Annotated in this window: 19 protein-coding genes and 1 pseudogene; 10 read left to right on the top strand and 10 right to left on the bottom strand. The window is 43.1% G+C overall.

What is annotated here, in order from left to right:
* The first annotated feature begins 89 nt into the window (after positions 1–89).
* Complete coding sequence (locus AC623_RS18080) at positions 90–971, top strand: LysR family transcriptional regulator (RefSeq protein WP_082174569.1); 882 nt, start codon at positions 90–92, stop codon at positions 969–971.
* 117 nt (positions 972–1,088) lie between these two features.
* Complete coding sequence (locus AC623_RS18075; RefSeq protein ID WP_049665116.1) at positions 1,089–1,385, top strand: DUF4282 domain-containing protein; 297 nt, start codon at positions 1,089–1,091, stop codon at positions 1,383–1,385.
* 73 nt (positions 1,386–1,458) lie between these two features.
* On the opposite strand, the gene AC623_RS18070 is transcribed toward AC623_RS18075, so the two are convergent.
* A complete protein-coding gene (locus tag AC623_RS18070; protein ID WP_049665114.1) occupies positions 1,459–2,766 on the bottom strand; it encodes a globin-coupled sensor protein in 1,308 nt (435 codons plus the stop codon).
* 164 nt (positions 2,767–2,930) lie between these two features.
* On the opposite strand from AC623_RS18070, the gene AC623_RS18065 reads away from it, so the two are divergent.
* The gene (locus AC623_RS18065) at positions 2,931–3,929 is read left to right on the top strand and encodes an EAL domain-containing protein (RefSeq protein WP_156187078.1); all 999 of its coding nucleotides are present in this window, start codon (positions 2,931–2,933) and stop codon (positions 3,927–3,929) included.
* On the opposite strand, the gene AC623_RS18060 is transcribed toward AC623_RS18065, so the two are convergent.
* Entirely contained in the window at positions 3,922–4,371 is a 450-nt protein-coding gene (locus AC623_RS18060) for a hypothetical protein (protein WP_231603548.1), read from the bottom strand. The two genes, AC623_RS18065 and AC623_RS18060, sit on opposite strands and share 8 nt — an antisense overlap.
* Positions 4,372–4,547: 176 nt before the next feature.
* Here AC623_RS18060 and AC623_RS18055 point away from each other — a divergent pair, with 176 nt between their 5' ends.
* On the top strand, positions 4,548–5,465 hold the full coding sequence (locus tag AC623_RS18055; protein ID WP_049665111.1) for a MerR family transcriptional regulator: 918 nt from the start codon (positions 4,548–4,550) through the stop codon (positions 5,463–5,465).
* Positions 5,466–5,498: 33 nt separating this feature from the next.
* Here AC623_RS18055 and AC623_RS18050 read toward each other — a convergent pair whose 3' ends face one another.
* A complete protein-coding gene (locus AC623_RS18050; RefSeq protein ID WP_049665110.1) occupies positions 5,499–5,978 on the bottom strand; it encodes a sigma-70 family RNA polymerase sigma factor in 480 nt (159 codons plus the stop codon).
* A 281-nt stretch (positions 5,979–6,259) separates the two neighbouring features.
* Entirely contained in the window at positions 6,260–6,724 is a 465-nt protein-coding gene (locus AC623_RS18045; RefSeq protein ID WP_049665108.1) for a competence protein ComK, read from the bottom strand.
* A gap of 372 nt (positions 6,725–7,096) precedes the next feature.
* Between AC623_RS18045 and AC623_RS21270 the strand changes: the two are divergent.
* Positions 7,097–7,289 (top strand): annotated as a pseudogene (locus AC623_RS21270) (sulfite exporter TauE/SafE family protein); the annotation flags it as partial.
* Between the two features lie 85 nt (positions 7,290–7,374).
* Positions 7,375–8,175: a YwqG family protein gene (locus AC623_RS18040; protein WP_049665105.1), complete on the top strand. Its 801-nt coding sequence runs from the start codon at positions 7,375–7,377 to the stop codon at positions 8,173–8,175.
* Positions 8,176–8,213: 38 nt separating this feature from the next.
* Here the strand turns inward: AC623_RS18040 and AC623_RS18035 are convergent, their stop codons facing one another.
* Together AC623_RS18035 and speE are read right to left on the bottom strand one after the other, a co-directional pair.
* On the bottom strand, positions 8,214–8,771 hold the full coding sequence (locus AC623_RS18035) for an O-acetyl-ADP-ribose deacetylase (protein ID WP_049665102.1): 558 nt from the start codon (positions 8,769–8,771) through the stop codon (positions 8,214–8,216).
* Between the two features lie 256 nt (positions 8,772–9,027).
* Positions 9,028–9,888 (bottom strand): polyamine aminopropyltransferase, encoded by an 861-nt coding sequence (gene speE, locus AC623_RS18030; RefSeq protein ID WP_442853543.1) that lies wholly within the window; start codon positions 9,886–9,888, stop codon positions 9,028–9,030.
* A 353-nt stretch (positions 9,889–10,241) separates the two neighbouring features.
* On the opposite strand from speE, the gene AC623_RS18025 reads away from it, so the two are divergent.
* Positions 10,242–11,648: a purine-cytosine permease family protein gene (locus AC623_RS18025; protein WP_082174473.1), complete on the top strand. Its 1,407-nt coding sequence runs from the start codon at positions 10,242–10,244 to the stop codon at positions 11,646–11,648.
* Between the two features lie 157 nt (positions 11,649–11,805).
* Here the strand turns inward: AC623_RS18025 and AC623_RS18020 are convergent, their stop codons facing one another.
* From AC623_RS18020 to AC623_RS18005, 4 genes are all read right to left on the bottom strand, one after another.
* Complete coding sequence (locus AC623_RS18020) at positions 11,806–12,294, bottom strand: metallophosphoesterase family protein (protein ID WP_049665096.1); 489 nt, start codon at positions 12,292–12,294, stop codon at positions 11,806–11,808.
* A 110-nt stretch (positions 12,295–12,404) separates the two neighbouring features.
* Complete coding sequence (gene helD, locus AC623_RS18015) at positions 12,405–14,738, bottom strand: RNA polymerase recycling motor HelD (RefSeq protein WP_049665093.1); 2,334 nt, start codon at positions 14,736–14,738, stop codon at positions 12,405–12,407.
* Positions 14,739–14,936: 198 nt separating this feature from the next.
* Entirely contained in the window at positions 14,937–15,701 is a 765-nt protein-coding gene (locus AC623_RS18010) for a gamma-glutamyl-gamma-aminobutyrate hydrolase family protein (protein WP_049665090.1), read from the bottom strand.
* 130 nt (positions 15,702–15,831) lie between these two features.
* On the bottom strand, positions 15,832–17,268 hold the full coding sequence (locus AC623_RS18005; protein ID WP_049665088.1) for an alanine/glycine:cation symporter family protein: 1,437 nt from the start codon (positions 17,266–17,268) through the stop codon (positions 15,832–15,834).
* A gap of 192 nt (positions 17,269–17,460) precedes the next feature.
* Between AC623_RS18005 and AC623_RS18000 the strand changes: the two genes are divergently transcribed.
* The 3 genes from AC623_RS18000 to AC623_RS17990 are packed head-to-tail and all read left to right on the top strand — an operon-like array spanning position 17,461 to position 19,630.
* Positions 17,461–18,210 (top strand): basic amino acid ABC transporter substrate-binding protein, encoded by a 750-nt coding sequence (locus tag AC623_RS18000; protein ID WP_231603664.1) that lies wholly within the window; start codon positions 17,461–17,463, stop codon positions 18,208–18,210.
* Between the two features lie 44 nt (positions 18,211–18,254).
* Positions 18,255–18,911 (top strand): amino acid ABC transporter permease, encoded by a 657-nt coding sequence (locus AC623_RS17995; RefSeq protein WP_049665085.1) that lies wholly within the window; start codon positions 18,255–18,257, stop codon positions 18,909–18,911.
* A complete protein-coding gene (locus AC623_RS17990) occupies positions 18,908–19,630 on the top strand; it encodes an amino acid ABC transporter ATP-binding protein (protein ID WP_049665083.1) in 723 nt (240 codons plus the stop codon). The genes AC623_RS17995 and AC623_RS17990 overlap by 4 nt, the downstream gene beginning before the upstream one ends.

Raw genomic sequence — 19,630 nt, 5'->3', positions numbered from 1 at the left:
CACCACCAAAATACGCATCCCTCCAGTGGCTTCCTCTCTTTTTCTCGTGTAAGATGGAACATTATGAAATGAAAAGTGAGTGCGAAAAGATGGAGTTACGAAATTTAAAGACGTTTATGGCTGTTTCTGAACACCTGAACCTGTCAAAAGCAGCGGAGCAGTTAGGTTACACGCAGCCGACCGTTACAATTCAGATTAAGGCGCTGGAGGAAGAACTGGGCCACACGTTGATTTCTCGTTCAGGCAATAAAACGTTTTTAACACCTGCGGGAGAATTGCTGAAGAAACATGGTGAAAAGGTTTTTGCTCAACTACAAGAGATGAAGCAGGATTTAAATCAACTCGATAAAGTATATGGAAACCTTGTGATTGCGAGCCCGGAATTTTATTGTTCTCACTATTTATATTTAATTTTAAAAGATTATTTTAAACAATATCCGCAAGTAAATATTAGGCTTGTCTCCTGTAATAGTATTGAAGCCGTCAGGATGGTTCATGAAAATAAGGCGGACATTGGAATTGTAGGAGCAGAATATCAACTATCTGATATCGAATCCATCGTGATTGACAGGGAAGATCTGCTATTTGTCGCCTCCACGGAATTGCTGCAGCGTATAGGGGAGGTTGACGTATTAGAGGAATTACCTATTTTATTCGACAAGAACTTGGAAGCTCTATCGAAAAAATTATTTGAAGAAATGAACTACTCACCGCCCTCTATTATTGAGTGCAGCAGCGAGGAGACGATTAAGCGGTCGGTTCTGAATCAAATAGGAGTGTGCATCATAGGCTCTGCTATGGTTGAACGAGAAGTAGCGGATGGAACGTTAACGGTACTGCATCGTTTTGCCAAAGGATTAAATACTTCTATCGTGTACAAGAAAAGCCGGAAGCCAGAACAGACGATCCAGACATTTTCCGAGCTGGTGAAGGAAAAATGGGGATCGATCAAAAGATCCATAAAAGAATGAAGAGCGTTCTGCCAACAGGTAGGAGCGCTCTTTTCAAATTTCTTTTAATTTCCAACATAAAAATTCAGCTTGGAAATAACATGGTAAGGAAGGCAGACTTTTAGAAAGGAGAGAAAAATGGCAAATTTTCTTTCGTTCGATAAAATGATCACGCCAACAATTATTAAAATTATTTTTTGGATTGGGGTTGTGATGTCTGTTCTTTCCGGGCTTAGCATGATTATCACAGGCTTCAACTCTTATTACGGCAGCGGCTTTGCTGTATTGATGGGCCTTCTTACAATTGTGCTCGGTCCATTGTTAGTGCGTGTATATTGCGAACTTCTTATTCTTTTCTTTAAAATGCATGATTCGGTGAAAAACATTGAAAGACAGATGGCTGCTATTCAAGCTGCACAGGGAGACAGAGAATAGTGTAAATCGGAATTTTTTATTCATATCGTAAATGATCCTTCAGGCTTTTGAGACCTGAAGGATTTTTTTATGGCTATAAGGTATTGGCCGTCTTATATAGATTTTCAGCGGTCGTCGCGACTTTCCGGGTATCGCCGCTAATGGACTGGATCACCTGGACCAGCTCCATGACGTCTGCCTCGACTCGATTAATATGTTCATCGTTTTGATCAATAGATGAAAGAATCTGTTGAAACTTTTCCTGAGTTTGAGCGGAATCCTCCAAGCCGAGAGTGACTTTTTGCTTCACGTCTGCCGTTGTGTTGACAGCTTGATTCGTGAGGGAGGCCGAGTCATGAACAAGACCAGTAATTTGCTCAACTGACTGCTTTGATTGTTGGGCTAGCTTCCGGACCTCCTGAGCGACAACGGCAAAACCATTCCCATGCACACCCGCTCGTGCTGCTTCAATAGAGGCATTCAACGCCAATAAATTTGTTTGCTCCGCGATTTGTTTGACCATGGAGATAATATTCGTAATTTGGCTTGAAGACTGCTTCAACTGATGAATGATTTCTCCCATTTGCTCGGAGCTGTTCGCGATGAATTGCATATGGGACTGTACTTGCTTCACCATTTCGTATCCGCTCGCTGCGTCTATTTGAATTTGCCGTACACTTTCTACATTTGAGTGAATACTCTCACTAATGCCGCTTGCATGCAAATCCACCTGTTCAACCGACAAGTTCGTTTCCTCCGCTAGCCCGGCAAGATCTTCACTAATAGAAGAAATTTTATGTTTTAGCTCGGTCTTTACTTTTTCATATTGATTTTCTCTTAATTTCATATTTTCTTTTTCATATTCTTCTAAAACAATTTGCATTTCAAAATTAATAAGCTTGGCAATCGTCATCATCGCCCGCTCGCGCATTTCATAGGAAGTCATTTCTTCATTGACGAGCTGGATAATCACTTCTTGTACTTGCTGAAACGTCCCCATATACCATTTAGGCTGCAGGCCGACTCTAAAGTGCATTTGGGCCACTTTCATTCGCTTTTGAATAGAAGCTTCATTGAGGTTCCCATCAAACATATCGATAATGTAGGCACTAAGCGTTTGCTTTAAACGACTAACCTCGCTATGCTCCTCGATGATTTGACGAAGCGACGGAACGGCCAGCACTCTGTCATAGAAAACTGACACAATCTCATTAATACGATTTTTCACAATGGGCTGCAGTGAGTGGATAAAAGTTAAGTCATGTTGGGTTAAATGAATTAATTCCATTTGTTTTTGTAATTCAGGATGTGTATATAAATCGACTGTGGGCATAGGTGTGGTCGCTGGTTCGGATTTAGCCGGCTCTTCTCGTTTGCTTTTCCATTTAAAGAATGTATTCATCCTTCATCTCTCCCGCTAGGTATCTTTTTCTTATACCATTAATAGCAAAGATCAGCACCTTTGTCAAAAGTTTGTATAACTTTTATCTAAAAACATTGTACAAAAAGTTATCATCCTTTATTCTAGTAAATAAGATGATGATAAAAGCACAGGAGGGATTGTGTATGATTCAATGTCAGGCGTGTCATCCATTAGAACTTCATTATGAAATTCGTTTTTTAGGGGAGGAAAACCTAAGTTACATTCCCGATATCGTAACTTACCTGGATCAAAATAACTTGTTAGTGAGCCATAAAAAAGGGGTTATCGTCGTAAAAGAATCCGGAGCAGCTGGGTTGTATGATTTTTTTGTGGATCATCTGGATGTTCATCAGCTTTCCTTTCGCATCGATCATCATGAATGGCGGCCGATCCATGAGCTTCCTAGTTTAATGGAGTTTCAATGGATTGATCAAGTCATTGCGAAGCAGTCTGTTACGTGCTATATGCAGCCCATTGTAGACGGTGAGGAACGAATCATTGCTTACGAAATGCTGTCACGGTTTAAAGGAGAAGCAGGGCAATTTATTTCTCCAGCTGAAGCTTTTTCGGCTGCCAAAAGCCGTAACCGCACGTATGCGCTCGACCGGATTTGCCGGATGGCCGCTGTCCGCCATGCAGCGAGAATCAAGGAAAAGGTATTTATTAATTTTATCCCTACCTCCATTTATTCACCGGAGCATTGCCTAAAATCTACGGTTCAATTAGCGAATCTGCTCGGAATTGAGCCTTCACAATTTGTCTTTGAAGTAGTAGAAACGGAAAAAGTGGAGGACATGGACCACTTGAGAAAAGTTTTACAGTACTACAAAGAGAAGGGCTTTCATTATGCTCTAGATGATGTAGGAGCAGGCTTTAGTACAGTAGAGGTATTGGAGGAATTGGCGCCCCACTATATGAAGCTAGACATGAAATATGTGCAAGGTATTGCGATGAATCCTTTGAAGCAGCAGGCTGCGAATACGATGCTGCAAACTGCTTTAAAGGTCGGGGCTGTTCCTCTTGCGGAAGGAGTCGAGGAGCGGGAAGATTTTCAGTGGCTTAAAGCGAATGGCTATCAGCTTTTCCAAGGTTATTTATTTGGGAAGCCCGCTCCTGTTCCGGAAATGGTGACTTCTAATTAGACTCTCGTTCTCTTGCAAATAAGCAGCCTAGCATGAAGCCGTAGAGAGCATGCCCTCCCAGCCAATAAAGCAAAGAAGGGATGCTCGTTATGGATGGAGTTCGATCAGAAAAAGCTGTTGTAGGAAAGAGAAGCAGGCCAATCAGCAAGCAGGCGGCCGTACACCATAAAATCGCGTTTTTACGCAGGGGGATGTGATGAAAGTGGAGAACAAATGCTAGAGTAATGCTTAATAAAATCGAGATCACCAGGTGAAAAGCAACCTCTATCATTTCGGGAAAATGGTATCGATTGATGATAGGAATATAATCGACATTGAGCAAGAGCGTATAGACCTTTAAATGAGTAGATTGTTCAATCACTTTAAAGAAAATCGCTAAGAAGATGCCTGAAAGTAATCCATACCAGCCAGCTTTTTGGATGCTTTTTCGATTAAGCGTCAACTTGTTCCCTCCTTGTCGCGGTCATTTCCACCTATTCATAGCAAACCAATTGTACAACGTCAAGTAATTGTCTAATCTTTTTTTGATAACATTGTACAACAAACGCAGATACGCTATACTAAATTTGTCAAAACATGAAGGCAATCGTTGATCCGTTGCTTAGAAGGAGGAGAACTATGGATCAGTCTAACGCCAACGGAATATATTATATTCAGCAAGTTGCTGAAATTACAGGACTCTCTAAGCAATTGATCCGAAAATGGGAAGAACGGTACGGGCTCATACAGCCGCAAAGATTAGAGAATGGCTATCGGGTCTACAGTGAGAAAGACATCAATACACTTCTAACGGTGAAGGAGCTATCAGCTCAGGGGCATTCTATTAAGCAGGCGGCTATGATTTTAAAAGACAAAGCGGAGTTGTTCGACAATGAACCTGCGCGCGTACAAGAACTCGCTTATCGCCGTGAAGAAATAAATGATTATGTTCTACAGCTATTGCAGCAAGGAGCCCGCTGTGATGAGACGGAACTGACCCTTATTTTACAGCAGGCCTACCATTACCTTGGGTTAAACGCTTTCCTCCATTCTGTTATCATCCCTTTTTTAAAAGAGGTCGGCAGCCGCTGGGAGCGCGGGGAATGGGATGAGTACCAGGAGGCTCTTTCGAGTCTAGCGGTGCGGGACTTTTTAGTGCAAATTCGCCGCAGCTATCAGTGTCGAGAAGAAGCGCCTCTTGTAGTAGGAGCTTGTCTTCCTCACGAGCAGCATGAAGTGCCTGTCCATATCTTGCTATTACAATTTATGATTAGAGGCTGGAAAACGGTATTGGTCGGTGCGTCTCCGGCGCCGGGTTCGATTGAGCTGCTCGTAAAAAAGCTGCAGCCAACGAAGGTGCTGCTTTCCGCTACAACGACCATTCCCTTTGAACGGGATCCGCGGCTTTTAGAGCACCTTGATCAGTTTGCGCTCGCGAACCAAAAGGTCGATTTTTATCTCGGCGGAGCCGGTGCCGTTCAGTATGCATCCGGTAAGTCGCTGCAAGCCATCCATGTTGTTCGTTCGATTGAAGAGATAAAAGAATATGCTAGTTAAAGCTGGAGAGTGAGCTCTCCAGCTTTTTTCTATTTAATGAAACTGGCTTTTTAGTTTGTCCATAGCTTGTTTACGCCATTTTTTCACAGCGGATAAGGAGACTCTTTCCTGATCGGCGATTTCTCGTACGGTCATTTGATGATAGAAGGTGCAGACGAGCCAGTTTTTCTCTTTAGTGGTTAAGCCGGCTGCATAGGAAAGCAAGGTTTCTAATTCAAGGGTTCTTTCCGGCTGTTCGTCTACCTTCACTTCCCAGAAAAGCTCACTCGGATAAACGTTCCGCTCTTCTGACTGGTTCACTTTCGTCATCACTTTTCTCATTTCTCCTTTCATGTAGGCATAAGCAAAATTGGAAAATTGGCCTTTGCTGGCGTCAAACCTTTGTTGAGCTTGCCAGAGAGCGATTTTTCCGATCTGGACAAACTCTTCTTGATCTTTATGGATATGCAATGTTTTGATCACATGATGAATCATAGGGGTAAATTGCTGGACTAGTTCATTAAAGCTTGTCATGGAATTCTTCCTTTTGGAAGCGCGCCTTCCTCGTATTCCCGGGTCACGTTAAGCATAGCGAGAATCATATTTTAAGAGCGACATGGCAAATAAGCAGTTTCTCCCCAGCAAATGAGAAGTTTGACCGGTGGATACCGATTATGTGGCAGGAGCAGACTGACGAAAGGGTGTGAATTTGCAGAAAGCATAAAAAAGCTGTCTGACAGCCAGTTGAACACTGGATTTCAGACAGCTTTTCTATACTATATTCCCCCTGTTCTCCTAAAGGACAGGGGGAGATGTTACATCGACATTTTATCGTTTCTATAGTAGTTCATACAAGTAGCGGTCCGTTCTAGCTGCTGTTTAAATACTTTGAGAGAACAATCAACCGGCAGCTGCAGCCCATTGGCAAAGGTGACGATTAGTTGGCCTTTTTTCATTTTGAAGGTACGGACAAGATTAGCAAAAAACCAGCCGCAGCCATGCTTAGACGGCGACATGATGGGGAAGGCATAGATGTCTTCATCGGGGCAAATCAACAGAGGGGTCTTTTTAAAATAGCGGGTCCGTTTGCGCATCGATTTGATTCTGCCGTCATATGTACAAAAACGCTGGAGACAGGCTTCTTCTAGTATTTTCTTGACTGTTTTCTTAGAATAGTAGATTCCCTTTCGATCATAAATAATGGTGTTGTAATCTGGATGGTGTTTTTCGGTAAGAGCCATGGTGTTCAAAGATACACTGTAATCTTCTAAAATGATCATCACTCTCTCCTCCTTTGATTACTTCTACCTTACTATAGCATAATGGATATATTTTACTAGTAAAAAATACTCAAATATTGTAAAAAAATATCTTTTTTTGCTATAGCTATTTTTTTAATCACAGTTAAACGGACTTTCTGGCGAAAAAATAAAAAAGAAGAAAAATATTTTTATGAAAAATTACCCTTTTTTTACGGAATAACCTTCACGAACTTGTAAAGCAATAAGAAGTGTCTTCTAAGATAGGAGAAACCCCTTGTAGTATAGGGAATAAGTATCTTCTATCATGAATATATAAGCACAGAGTTACTCACAGGGACAAGGCTTGTACTAGTTATTATTCTAACTGGGAGGAAGATAGTGAGGTAACGTTCAATGGCTGGCAAGCTGACGGCCGGCCAAGTGCTGCTCGTCCCGGCCATCATTATGATTGTGGCGAGTCTTATCGCTTCGCCGCTTGCTTGGTGCGAAAGCCGGACAAAAAATGAATACAAAAATCTTGCAGTGGCTGCTTGCTATCCTTATCGCGGCTACAGCTATTAAAATTCGGTTCGACATGTTGTAAAACTCTTCCTTGCATTCGGAAAAATTTAGGTTATAATGTAAGAACATACGTTTGTGTTTGTTGATTCAAGGAAGGGGAGTTTTCTGTGTCTGCTTATCATAGTCTCAATTTACCGAAAGAACTGGAACCGTATCGTGAGGAATTAGAACAAACGGTAGAGCCGGTAGTAAAGATTACGGGCACTTGTGCGCGTACAGGGTTGCTTGACAGTAAGTTTGGCGGTCAGCCGTATTTGCCTAAAGGGATGGAGCATCCGAAAGATGAGCATGGAGATTATCTGAGTCTGCTCGCTCAAATTAATTTTGCGGAAGTGCCGCCAATCGCGCCTTTTCCGGAGAAGGGGATTTTGCAATTTTACATTGCAGGAGAAGATGACTTGTTAGGAATGGACTTCGAGGATGGAACGAATCAGGAGAATTTCCGCATTCTTTACCATCCGGACGTTACAGAAGAGCCTTCGGAGCTCGTAACGGATTTTAGTTATATGAAGCCATCGGAAGAAGGGTTCTTTCCGGTCGAGCACGAAATTAAGCTGTCTTTTGAGTTAGGAGAAGAACCTATTTCTGAAGGGGATTACCGTATGGAGCAGCTATCCTTTGATTTATACGGAGAAGCGAGTGACGGAACGGAATTAGGAGAAATCTATGCCGAGGCGCTTGGAGCCACTGGTTCAAAAATCGGCGGGTATCCTTTCTTTACCCAAGAAGATCCGCGCAGCTACAGGGAAAAGTATCAAAACCATCAAGTATTATTACTTCAAGTAGACACAGATACAGACCTAGACATCATGTGGGGAGACAGCGGAGTCGGGAACTTCTTTATCACAAAGGAAGATTTGAAGAATCGTAACTTTGCGAATGTCCTGTATAACTGGGATTGCTGTTAATTGAGGGAGACGAGAGGTTATTTAGCCTCTCGTCTTTTTTATTGTTTTTCTAGAAGTTGTTGAAGGGCAGATTCATACACGCGATAATCTTCGGGTGAGAAGAGAGTCATGACGACTTGACCGAATGAATGATGTTGCAAAAAGTACATGATTGTTTTCAAGGCGGTTATCGCGGCTAGGTCGATCGGGAATCGGTAGACTCCTGTAGAAATAGACGGAAAGGAAATGCTCGTCATACCCTTTTCCTGTGCAAGCTGCAAGGAGTGTTTGTAGCAGTTTGCCAATAGCGCTTCTTCATTTTGTGTATTGCCATGCCAAATGGGTCCGACTGTGTGGATGATGCACTTCGCGGGAAGGTTGTAACCGTTCGTGATCACGGCTTCTCCCGTCGGTAAATAATCTCCACCGAGCACTTCTTCGCGAATTTTCTTGCATTCCGCTACCAATTCTTTGCCAGCTGCACGATGAATGGCGCCATCTACCCCGCCGCCTCCCAGTAAGGAACCATTAGCTGCGTTCACAATCGCTTCCGTCGTTTGTTTCGTAATATCCCCTGTTATCAGCTTAAGAGCATTGCCGTTCATGTGTACTTCCATCTTTTCACTCCTCTCGTTTTTAGCGTGAAATAAAGATAGGTACCCTTCTATAGTAGAGGTACCTGGAGAATGTAGACAAAGTCTATTTTCAATATCTCGGGTTGATTGAAAACGCTTGTCTTTCGAGGCGCGAAGCCTGGCGAGGAGCAGGGTAACCATGAGGGTCATAAGCACCGCAGCCAGACGAGCAACGAAGAAAGCGAGCGTTTGTCAACAGCCTGTAGGTACCGTTCATAGTAACGGTACCCTGTTTTGCTTATTTTTTATCCTCTAACATAAATTGCGGCAAGGCAAAGCTTGCTTGTAAAATCGCTTTGTTGAAATATTTCGTCGTTTCCTCATAGGTTGGTTGAATAAAAGCTTCATACTTTTTAGAAGCAAGGGTAAAGCTCCAAAGACCGCCTGGATAAGTAGGAACGACGGCTGTGTATTGTCTTACAGTAGTAAATAACTTATTTAACGATTCGTAAGTATTTTGCATCGTTTCTTTGTAAAAGATCGGTGATTCGCTTTGACACACCATTAATCCATCTTCTTTTAAGGCTTCAAAGACATTTTTATAAAAATCAAACTCGAATAATTGAGTGGCTGGTCCAACTGGGTCAGATGAATCAACAATGATGACATCGAACTCATTTGTATGTTCCTTCATATATTGAATGCCGTCTGCGAAAAGATAGTGAACGCGATCATCATCCAAGCCAGCGGACACACCCTTTAAGTGCTCTTTGCTCGCTTTGACGACAAGCTCATCGATTTCACAAAAATACAGCTCTTCGACAGTCGGATATTTAATGATTTCCCGTGCTGCCCCACAATCGCCGCCACCGATAATTAACACCTTCTTCGGATGAGGGTGAATGTGCAGCGGGACATGCGCAATCATTTCATTATAAATATATCCGTCTTTCTCGGTCGATTGCACGACGCCATCTAATACTAGCATTCTCCCAAAATCATATGTATCGAGAACCATCACATGCTGGAAAGGGGACTGTTCTGCAAAGATGATTTTCTTCACCCGGTAACTCACCTTCAGATTTTCCCGGTCATCCTCCACCAGCCACAGCTCTCCATTTATCTTCTTTATGTATTGGTCAACTTTTTCCTCCTTCATAACCATACCCTCCTACTATTACTTTGATCTCTCTACCGCTCATCTTATCCAATCCCCTGTCTTATGTCTAGAGGGGCAGTTATCGTCAGTGAGAGGCCACTCCTAAATGTATCAATATTGAAAGATGAATTGCAGATTTGCAAGAAAAGCAGCTATTTTCGCCTCTCTTTGGATGGAATAAAAATAGAGAGAAAGTTTTGTTTTGCTCCTAGGTATTAGGATTTAAAAGGGTTCTATAATAAATTTTCTATTTATTTTGAATATTTAACACTTTGGTCTCGTACTTGCTTATAGAAAAGTAGCCTCATGGAATGACTTATTATCAAAGTTTATAAGCAAAGGGGGAATTTTGGATGGTGGAGAGGATGCAAGTAGAAGAGAAAGGGAAGAACAGCCAAGAAGAAAAGAAGGATGACTTTTCGCTGGAGAAAGTGCCTGTAGAAGGGCGGACGATGGGCTGGATGAGCATCACGAACGTGACACTCGGAGTAGCAACAGCCATGCTGTTTATTCAAATGGGCAGCTTAATGGCCATCTCATTTGGAGCCGTAAATGCCCTCTTGGCGGAAATTTACGCCACGGTTGTAGCGGGTGTAGTAGGAATCGGGATTTGTTATTATGCTGCTAAATCAGGATTAAACGTGAACTTAATGGCAAGGGGCGGCGGCTTTGGCTATTTCGGGGCTTCGATTACTTCCTTAATTTATGCACTCAATTTTATTATGTATTGTGCAATCGAAGGCTCCATTATGGCCGCAGCTGTCCATGAATATATCTCTTTTGTGCCGATATGGGGACTAATGGTGTTCTTTGGTTTAATTGTAATTCCATTAAACTGGTTCGGCATTAAGCAGCTTGATAAGCTGCAGAAATGGACATTGCCGCTTTTTGTTCTGTTGCTCGGCTCCGGTTTTTGGATCGTCTCCAGTAAGTCCGATTTTGAAGGGAACATTTGGACGTTTTTACCCGAGGGAGGGGAAGTTGGCGGCGCATCCCTGCTGGCTTGTATCGGAATTATGAACGGTCTCGTGGGGATTATGGCGTTACTTGTCTCTGACTACGCACGCTTCATTAAAAAAGAAGAGCTTAAAGTAGGGGTGTTCGCCGTAGGATTTCTTCCACAGCTTGTCTGCTTCTTTATTATGGGCGTCATCGGGATTTGGTTCGGTGTACAAATGGAGGAAGCTAATCCGGGTGTTTATTTTGTACAAATTCTCGGCATCGGCGGAGCGCTCTTTACGATTTTGACACAGCTGCGGATTAACATTACCAACTTATACAGCAGTTCGCTATCATTAGCTAACTTTTTTGAAAACGTCTTCAAATTCAAGCCGGGCCGGAATTTTTGGGTCGTCTTTACTTCGATTGCCGCTATCATTTTAATGCTTGGCGGTGTGCTGGATCACTTAGGCAGTTTGCTTACTTTCCAGGGAGTCTTCCTGCTTTCATGGGCCGCCGTGCTCTTGAGTGATGCTTTTATTGTAAAAAGAGTCCTGAAAATGGGCCCTAGATATTTTGAGCATAGACAAGAGTATTTATATGCCTGGAATCCGGTTGGCGTCGTCTCTCTCATCGTAGCCAGTGTGATTGGTTCCATCGCTGCTTTCGGCTACATGGGCGTCTTCCTGCAAAACGTCGCTGCCTTTTTCGCAGCCATCATCGCTTTCGTTCTAACGATTGTGATTGCTATCGCCACAAAGGGAAAATATTACAGCAAAAAGGTGGCAGATGATGTAGAGGCGGATGAATATATTGCATAATTTTTAAGAGCAGGCTCTAGGCCTGCTCGCTTTTTTGTGTTTATCAGGAATGGGTAGATTTTATCTAGGAAGAAATGCTATTTATCATGAATCCAGCAATTATTATCAAGAATGGCGGCTTATTTATCAAGACTGGACACAGTAACGGTTCCTTATCTTAAAAGTAAATATGTTTTGCTTCCAATGTTTCTCCTATTTCAATAACCCCGTAAGAGAACCTGGGCTGAAACCGCCTGTCAGTCGGTGAACCGGGATTAAACAAAAACGTATCATCATGCCTTTGGGAATAGGGGATATGGGAGTGTCCGAACACAATGAGATCCAATTGTTCCTGTTGGAACGCTTCTAATGCGCGTTCGGGTGTCTTTTTCTTTTTGCCGATATGGCCATGGGTGACGCCAATGCGAAATGGACCGGCTTCGATGATCCTCTTTTCTTCAAAGACATCCTTTACCTCAGGCGGATCAACGTTCCCGGAGACACCAACAACAGGGGCCATTTCCTTTAGCTGCTCATATACATCAAGGCTTGTCCAGTCTCCTGCGTGAATAATTAGATCGACATTTTGTATTCCTTCCATGACTATTTCCGGAAGTTGTTTTCCCTTCTTAGGCATATGCGTATCGGATAAAACAGCTATTTTCATGAAAGATTTCACCTCTATTTTATACTGCTGATTTTTAATGTAAAACAGCCGGCAATATGGAAGTCATAATGAAGTGCCGGCTGTTTATTGATCGTAATAATCCCGCTGCGTCAGGCTTGGAGCAGGTTTTCCTGCAGAGCGTTCCGTAAAAATGGACTTGGTTCGCCTACGCTGTAAAGCTGTAAATCATGCATCGCTCTGGTGCAGGCGGTGTAGAACACTCTGCGCAGGCTCTCATCGCCGTATACTTGTTTGGATGCGTCGTAAATGATGACGGCATCAAATTCGATGCCTTTGGACAGGTACGATGGGATAACCACCACGCCTTGTTCATATTCCATGGAGCCGTTTTTCAAGAGCTTAATGTCCTCGATGCTGGACAGGGATTCATAGGCGCGTTTACTTTCATCAGCTGATTTGCAGATGATGGCAATGCTGTGATAGCCTTGTTGTCGCCAATCTGCGACTTTGGAGGCGATACAGCGGTGCAGGTCTGCATGATTAGACAGTTGTGTCAGCACAGGCCGCTCTCCGTCTCGTTCGAAAGGGACAATTCGGTCGCCGTTCGGTAGGAGTCTTCGTGTAAATTCAATAATTGGTTTGGTGGAACGGTAGCTGCGTGTCAGGTTGATCACGTCTGTTTCGACTGATCCGTATAAGCCGGTCAAGGTTTGAAAATCCACCATTTCGCTGGCATGGGCGAATATGGCTTGGTTAAAGTCCCCTAGCACCGTCATTTTTGCCCAAGGAAACAAGCGTTTAAGAAACTCGAATTGAAACGGGGAATAGTCCTGTGCTTCGTCAACGATGATGTGCTTGATGGAGCTGTTCGTCTGAAAGCCTAGTATGAGCTCTTTCATGAGTAAGAACGGAGTAGCATCTTCATACAATAGTTTGTCTTCGTCTAGCGCATCTGCCGTCAATCGGCAAATATCCGTCCACTCCGCAGGTGTTTCCTCCAGCCACTGTTTGATCTGCAGAGGGTCAACGAAAAGCTGTTTATATATTCCCTTGATGTCGATGAAACGAAACGCTCGGATTCGTTTTCGTAAAGGCGTCAGTTTCTGCCGGACAATCAACTGGGCCAGTGCCTTCGGTTCCATGTCATAATCGGCGATGTCTTCGTCTTTAAATCCTCGCTTTTTCGCTAAGTACGTATAAGCCTCATGATACTCCTCATTGCTAAGCAGCTCGATTTCCTCCTGTACCCACGGCTTCTTTCGTTCGGCCTTTTCGGCTTCCTCTACTTGCTTGATTAACCAATCCTTCAATTTTTCCAGTCTGTTGTGAAAGCGGAGGGAGGTATCGTGGCTATAAAACCGATCGGCTATTTGTTGAGCCGTTACAATAGACGTTCCTCTGAAGCTAATGCCTTTGAATACCATTCCAGATGACTCCAGCGACTTCCGGTAGGAGTGAATCGCCTCAAAAAAAGCGGTGGAGGCTTTGAAGCGGATGCTCGCCACCCTTGACTTGTGCGCAGGAGTATCCGCTTCCGTTAACACATACTCCAATTGATCGTAGGGATGTTCAATTTGAAACTGTTTGCTCAGCCGATGGTCCAAATATTCCTGGAAGGTGACCTGCTGCATATTCTCTTCGCCGAGCTCCGGCAGCACATTCGACACGTAACTGTTAAACATCGAGTTAGGTGAAAAGAGAATAATTTGATCAGCGTTCAAGCTATCTCGATATTTGTAGAGCAAATAAGCAATCCGCTGCAGAGCAGCTGATGTCTTGCCGCTGCCAGCGGCTCCGTGGACAATAAGCAGTCTCCCGCGATCATGACGGATGATCCGATTTTGCTCCTGCTGAATGGTCGCGACAATATTGTGCATATGTTTATCCGTGCCTTTGCCCAGCACCTGTTGTAAAATCTCGTCTCCAATGGTGAGGCTCGTATCGAACATCGATTGGAGAGTGCCGCCGCGAATCAGGTATTGCCACTTTTTCTCCAGTTGGCCTTCGATGACGCCTCCCGGTGTGACATAGTTAGCGGGACCAGGCTGGTAATCATAGTAGACACTGGAGACCGGCGCTCTCCAATCGTAAATCAGGAAATGCTCGCCGCTTTCATCTGTGAGAGTGGAGATGCCAATATAGACTTGTTCGGGAGTAGAAGTTCCCTCTTCCATGAAGTCGATTCGGCCAAAGTAGGGAATCTCCTGCATGCGGCGCAGCGCGGCCAGTCGTTTAGATGCATGTCGGTGGGTACTTTGGCTGACGGACAGAGCTTGCGCCTCTTGTCTCAAGCCGATGATCGTCTCGAGATAATCATCAAAAGTATCCACATTCACCTTAACTTCATCCCAGAAGTGTTTGCGGATCTGAACTACTTCATTCCGATGCCGGGAAGTTTTTTTCTCCAACCTGCCGATCTGCTCTGTAATCGTCTCAATAACACGATCCACTCGTTTTTGCTCCTGCTGAAATTCTGAATTCATCGCAAACACTCCTTAAAAAAATAAATATAAGTGTTGACTAACTAATAAATTATATTGTATAATTAAAATAGGGATAATATATTAAAAAATAATTATACAATGTCTATCTATATAAATGTACCATAGGATCTTATTTTTTTCAATGGAAAGTAGGGGTCAGTCCCCATCGCTTGAATGCGATGGGGACTGACCCCTTTTTTAAACCACACGTTTTTTAGTTTTATTTTGTTTGCAAAAATGAACGAATAGCTCGAAAAGCTTTAATTGTTCTTGGTGGACATCGAACATCATTTCTGGATGCCATTGAACGGCAGCGACAAACGGGTAGTCCTTATGAACAATTCCTTCTATTACGCCATCCTCTGATACGGCGGCAATGTCGAGTCCTTGGCCAAGGGTATCGATCATTTGGTGATGAAAGCTATTGACTTCTACTTCTTCTTTTCCAAAACAATGGTGAAGCACCGAATCCTTGGCCAGCTTAACTTTGTGTGCAATGTTCCATTTAGGGCCCATGTAGCCTGCGTGGTTAATATCTGTTTGATAGGCGTGGTCCATATCTTGGATTAACGTGCCTCCAAAAAAGACATTCAACAGCTGTAATCCCCGGCAAATGCCAAAGATCGGCATTTGCCGTTTGATGGCTTTTTCAATCAGTTTGAGTTCGAACGTGTCTCTCATAGGGATAATGTCCCCAAGTCCCTTTTTATAAGGATGACCGTATAAGTGAGGATTGACATCACTTCCCCCGATGAGCAACAGGCCATCTAGACGATCTAATAGAGACTCTATATACTCCTCATCATCGATAAGAGGAATAGCTATTGGAATGCCGCCCCCTTTTTGAATACTAAGGGGGTCGTCAAGTGCCGACATGAAATGATCTTGCGCCACGCTGAACCTTAATTTACTTTCCTCGAAAGCGCTGACATAATAAGTGGTACATCCAATAAGCGGTTTCATCGCTGGCATTTCTCCTTCACATATATTCTTTCATAACAGCATAAGTAAAGATTTCAGCAGAAAAACCAAGAAAATGTGTGATCTCTTCCACAATTTGCAATACCTCTCACATGATTTACCGACTTTTTTGTTAGTGGTCATGGAAAAGGGGTGTTTCTTCATCTACTTCTCCGGTCTTCATGTATCTTGCTTTGTAATCCAATAAGAGCTTCTTGAATTGATGGCTTAATACTAATAAAACAAAAATGTTAATGATGGTTGGAACAGCCGTAGTAATATTGGACATTAACCAAATATATTTGTCGGGAAAATGAAAGGCTGTTACATAGACGACGAATAAGAATTCAGGAAACGCATAAAAAAGTTTTAAATACTTTAATAAGATGCTCTTAAGCGCCGGTGTTTTCCGTAGCAAGTGCCTGACAATGACCTCGCTATAAAAGTAGTAGCCGACCGATGTAGTAAAAGCAAAGAAGAAGAGCAGAATGGTCACCATATACCTTCCTGACATTCCAAGTATAGATTCAAAGGAATGCAAGGCCAATTCAATTCCGGAACCTCCCGTCATCCATTCTCTAGATATTATAATCACGATGGCTGTTAGGGTGCAGATGATAATGGTAGTAAAGAACACCTCGAAGCAACCCCATAATCCCTGTTTAACAGGATGGTCCACTTTAGCCGTAGAGTGGATAATAGGTGAAGTTCCCCAGCCGAATTCTCCACTGTAAACTGCCTGCGTAACCCCCATCGTGATGGCTTGAAATACAGTCGCTCCTGCAAATCCTCCAATGGCCGCGGTGCCAAAAAAAGCATCCTTTATGATTAATTCAATGGACGGCAGGATCATATTAACATGTGTCACAATGATCACAAGCACTAAAGAAATATAAGACAGAGACATCATTGGCACAATGAACTTTGACACTTTCCCTACATACTTAATTCCTCGTCTAATCACCAGAAACACAGATGACGCATAGAGAAAAGAGACAATAAAAATATTCTGACCAAATGTTGAACTGATGGCGTGAGAGGCAACGTAGTTTTGGATGGATATGAAAATAGTTGAAATAATGCCAATTCCAAATAAGGCTGCCGGGATCATCCACTTTTGAAAGTTCATCTCTGTACCGATTCCTTTTTCGATATATAAAATGGGGCTTCCATATACATTTCCTTCTTTATCTGCTGTTCTATAGTGAACGGCAAGCGTCACTTCCGCCATTTTCACCATCATGCCGACAAGTGCAGCAACCCACATCCAAAAGACTGCGCCCGGTCCGCCGATGGCAATCGCTGCAGCAACCCCGCCTATGCTGCCGATTCCTACCGTGCTGCCGATGGCAATACTGGCAGCCTCAAAGGAGGACAGCAATCCTTTGCCATGTTGAAGGGCTTTGCTCTGAGTGACGCTATGCCAAAATTCGCGAAAAATATGTATGGCATGCCTAAATGGAAATAATCGATTTTCCATTGTGTAGTAAAAACCGGTGAGAAGAATAGCAAAAACCAGCGGTGAGTCCCATAAAAAATTCCCTAAAGTCTCTACTATCTTTCCGTGCAAAGGAATCTCTCCTTTCTTTGTTTATTAGAGAAGGCAACTTCACGTATGTGAAAGAAACCATAAGATTCACGTAATTTCACACATTTGCTTGAAATTTATTTTACATTACTTTCTTAACATTACAACAAGTAAAAAAATTCAGTTATTAGGGGGCTTTTTATCAAAAATGTAAAGAAGTTGTTGTTGTCCGTCGTGTTGAGTGCAGTGATTCTGAGTATGATAGGTTGTTCTTCACAGGAGAAGAGCGGAGCGGCAGAAGAAAGTGCCAATAATGTCTTAGTATTCGCTACGGCTCCAGATGGCGGAGCGTTTAGTGAGAAAAAGGATGGAGAGTTAGTGGGGTTTGATATCGAAATCGTGGAGTCACTCGCAAAAAAAGCCGACTTTAAAGTTGAATGGAAAGAGATGAAATTCAACGGCATCATTCCTGCTCTTCAATCTAAGCAAATTGATGGCGCTGCTGCGGCTATTACCATTCGTGACGACCGTAAAGCCGTTGTAGATTTTACCGATTCCTATTTTGATTCAGGGCTTGTTCTTGTCGTAAAAAAGGGAAGCGCTATCAAAACAGCAGAAGATCTTAAAGGGAAGACCATTGTAGCCAAACAGGGAACAACTGGTCTTGAAAAGGCACAAGAGCTTGCAGCTAAGTATGGAGCCAATGTGAAGATTTTGGAAGACGAACCGACTCTTTATATGGATGTAGAAAAAGGAGGCTCCGATGCGCTCGTTAATGATTTTCCATTTGTTGCAGAGAAAATCAATTCGGGTACGGCTGGCGATTTGGAAATCATCGGGGAGAAGCTGACAGGTGAAGACTATGGGATTGCTATCGCTAAAGGCAATGAAGAAGTTGTGAAGAAGTTTAATCAACATTTGAAAGAAATGAAGGAAAACGGTGAATACCAAGCGATTTATGACAAGTACTTTGGCTCCAACTAAAGAAGGGAATGATTACACCTAGCCCTTAGGAAAGGAAGTAGAGAATGGAATTTTTCAATTTAATTGCAGATTCGATGCCACTCCTTTTGCAAGGAGTGCAGAAAACGATCGAACTTGCCCTTTTGTCTCTGCTCTTAGCAACAACCCTTGGCCTTGTTTTTGGAATCATGCGTGTATCCAAGAAAGCCTATTTACAAGTGCCGGCTAAAGTTTATGTCAGCATTATCCGGGGAACGCCGCTTTATGTGCAAATTATCTTTTTCTACTTTGGTTTGTTTCCTCTTATTTTTGGCCGGGCTACCAGTCCGATCACAGCGGGCATCTTTGTGCTTAGTCTCCATGCTGGTGCCTACTTAGTCGAAATATTCCGTGCGGGAATTGAGTCAATCGACAGAGGACAGTTTGAAGCCGGGAGAGCTCTTGGTTTTACACACGGGCAAACGATGCGATATATTATTCTGCCGCAAGCGATCAAAAGGATGATCCCAGCCTTCGTGAACCAGTTTATTATCAGCATTAAAGACACTTCCCTTCTGGCGACGATTGGGATAGCGGAATTGACGTACTCTGCTCAAACGATTTATGCGGTCAATTTTAAAGCATTTGAGTTTTTAGCCGCGGTTGGAGTCATGTATTGGGTCATCATCAATGCTCTTACTTGGTTTTCTCATTGGATCGAAAGGCGGTTATCTGCTGTATGATTAAAGTCAACGATTTAGGTAAATCATTCGGAAGTGCCGAGGTTTTAAAACATATTAATGTAGAAATCTACAAGCAAGAGGTGGTCTGCATTATCGGACCTTCTGGATCAGGAAAATCTACTTTTTTACGCTGCTTAAATCGGTTAGAAGAACCGTCAACGGGCGAAGTTTGGATTGATGGGAAGAATATTATGGATAAGCAGGAGAATATCAATACAATCAGGCAAAATGTCGGGATGGTATTTCAGCACTTTAACCTCTTTCCGCATAAAACAGCCTTGGAGAATATTACACTTGCTCTCCTAAAAATAAAAAAGTATACCAAGGCGGAGGCCGAACAACGCGGCATGAAGCTTTTAGAAAAAGTAGGGTTATCGGCGAAAGCAAACCAGCATTCACACAGCCTTTCTGGAGGGCAGCAGCAGCGTGTCGCTATCGCAAGAGCTTTAGCTATGGAGCCCCAAGTAATGTTATTCGATGAACCGACATCCGCCCTTGATCCTGAAATGGTAGGAGAGGTTTTGCAGGTAATGAAAGACTTGGCTCGAGAAGGAATGACCATGGTGATCGTCACGCATGAGATGGGGTTTGCCAAGGAAGTGGCGGACCGGATTTTATTTATGGATGGCGGTTCTATCCTAGAAGAAGGGCAGCCAAATGAACTGTTTTTACAGGCAAAACAAGAAAGAACACGGGAATTTTTAAAAATGGTTTTGTAA

Origin of the sequence: Bacillus sp. FJAT-27231, assembly GCF_001183975.1 — a bacterium.
In the GTDB taxonomy this organism is placed as follows: Bacteria; Bacillota; Bacilli; order Bacillales; family Domibacillaceae; genus Pseudobacillus; species Pseudobacillus wudalianchiensis.
Note: the sequence above shows the minus strand (reverse complement) of the source record. Positions and strands in the feature narration are given on the sequence as shown.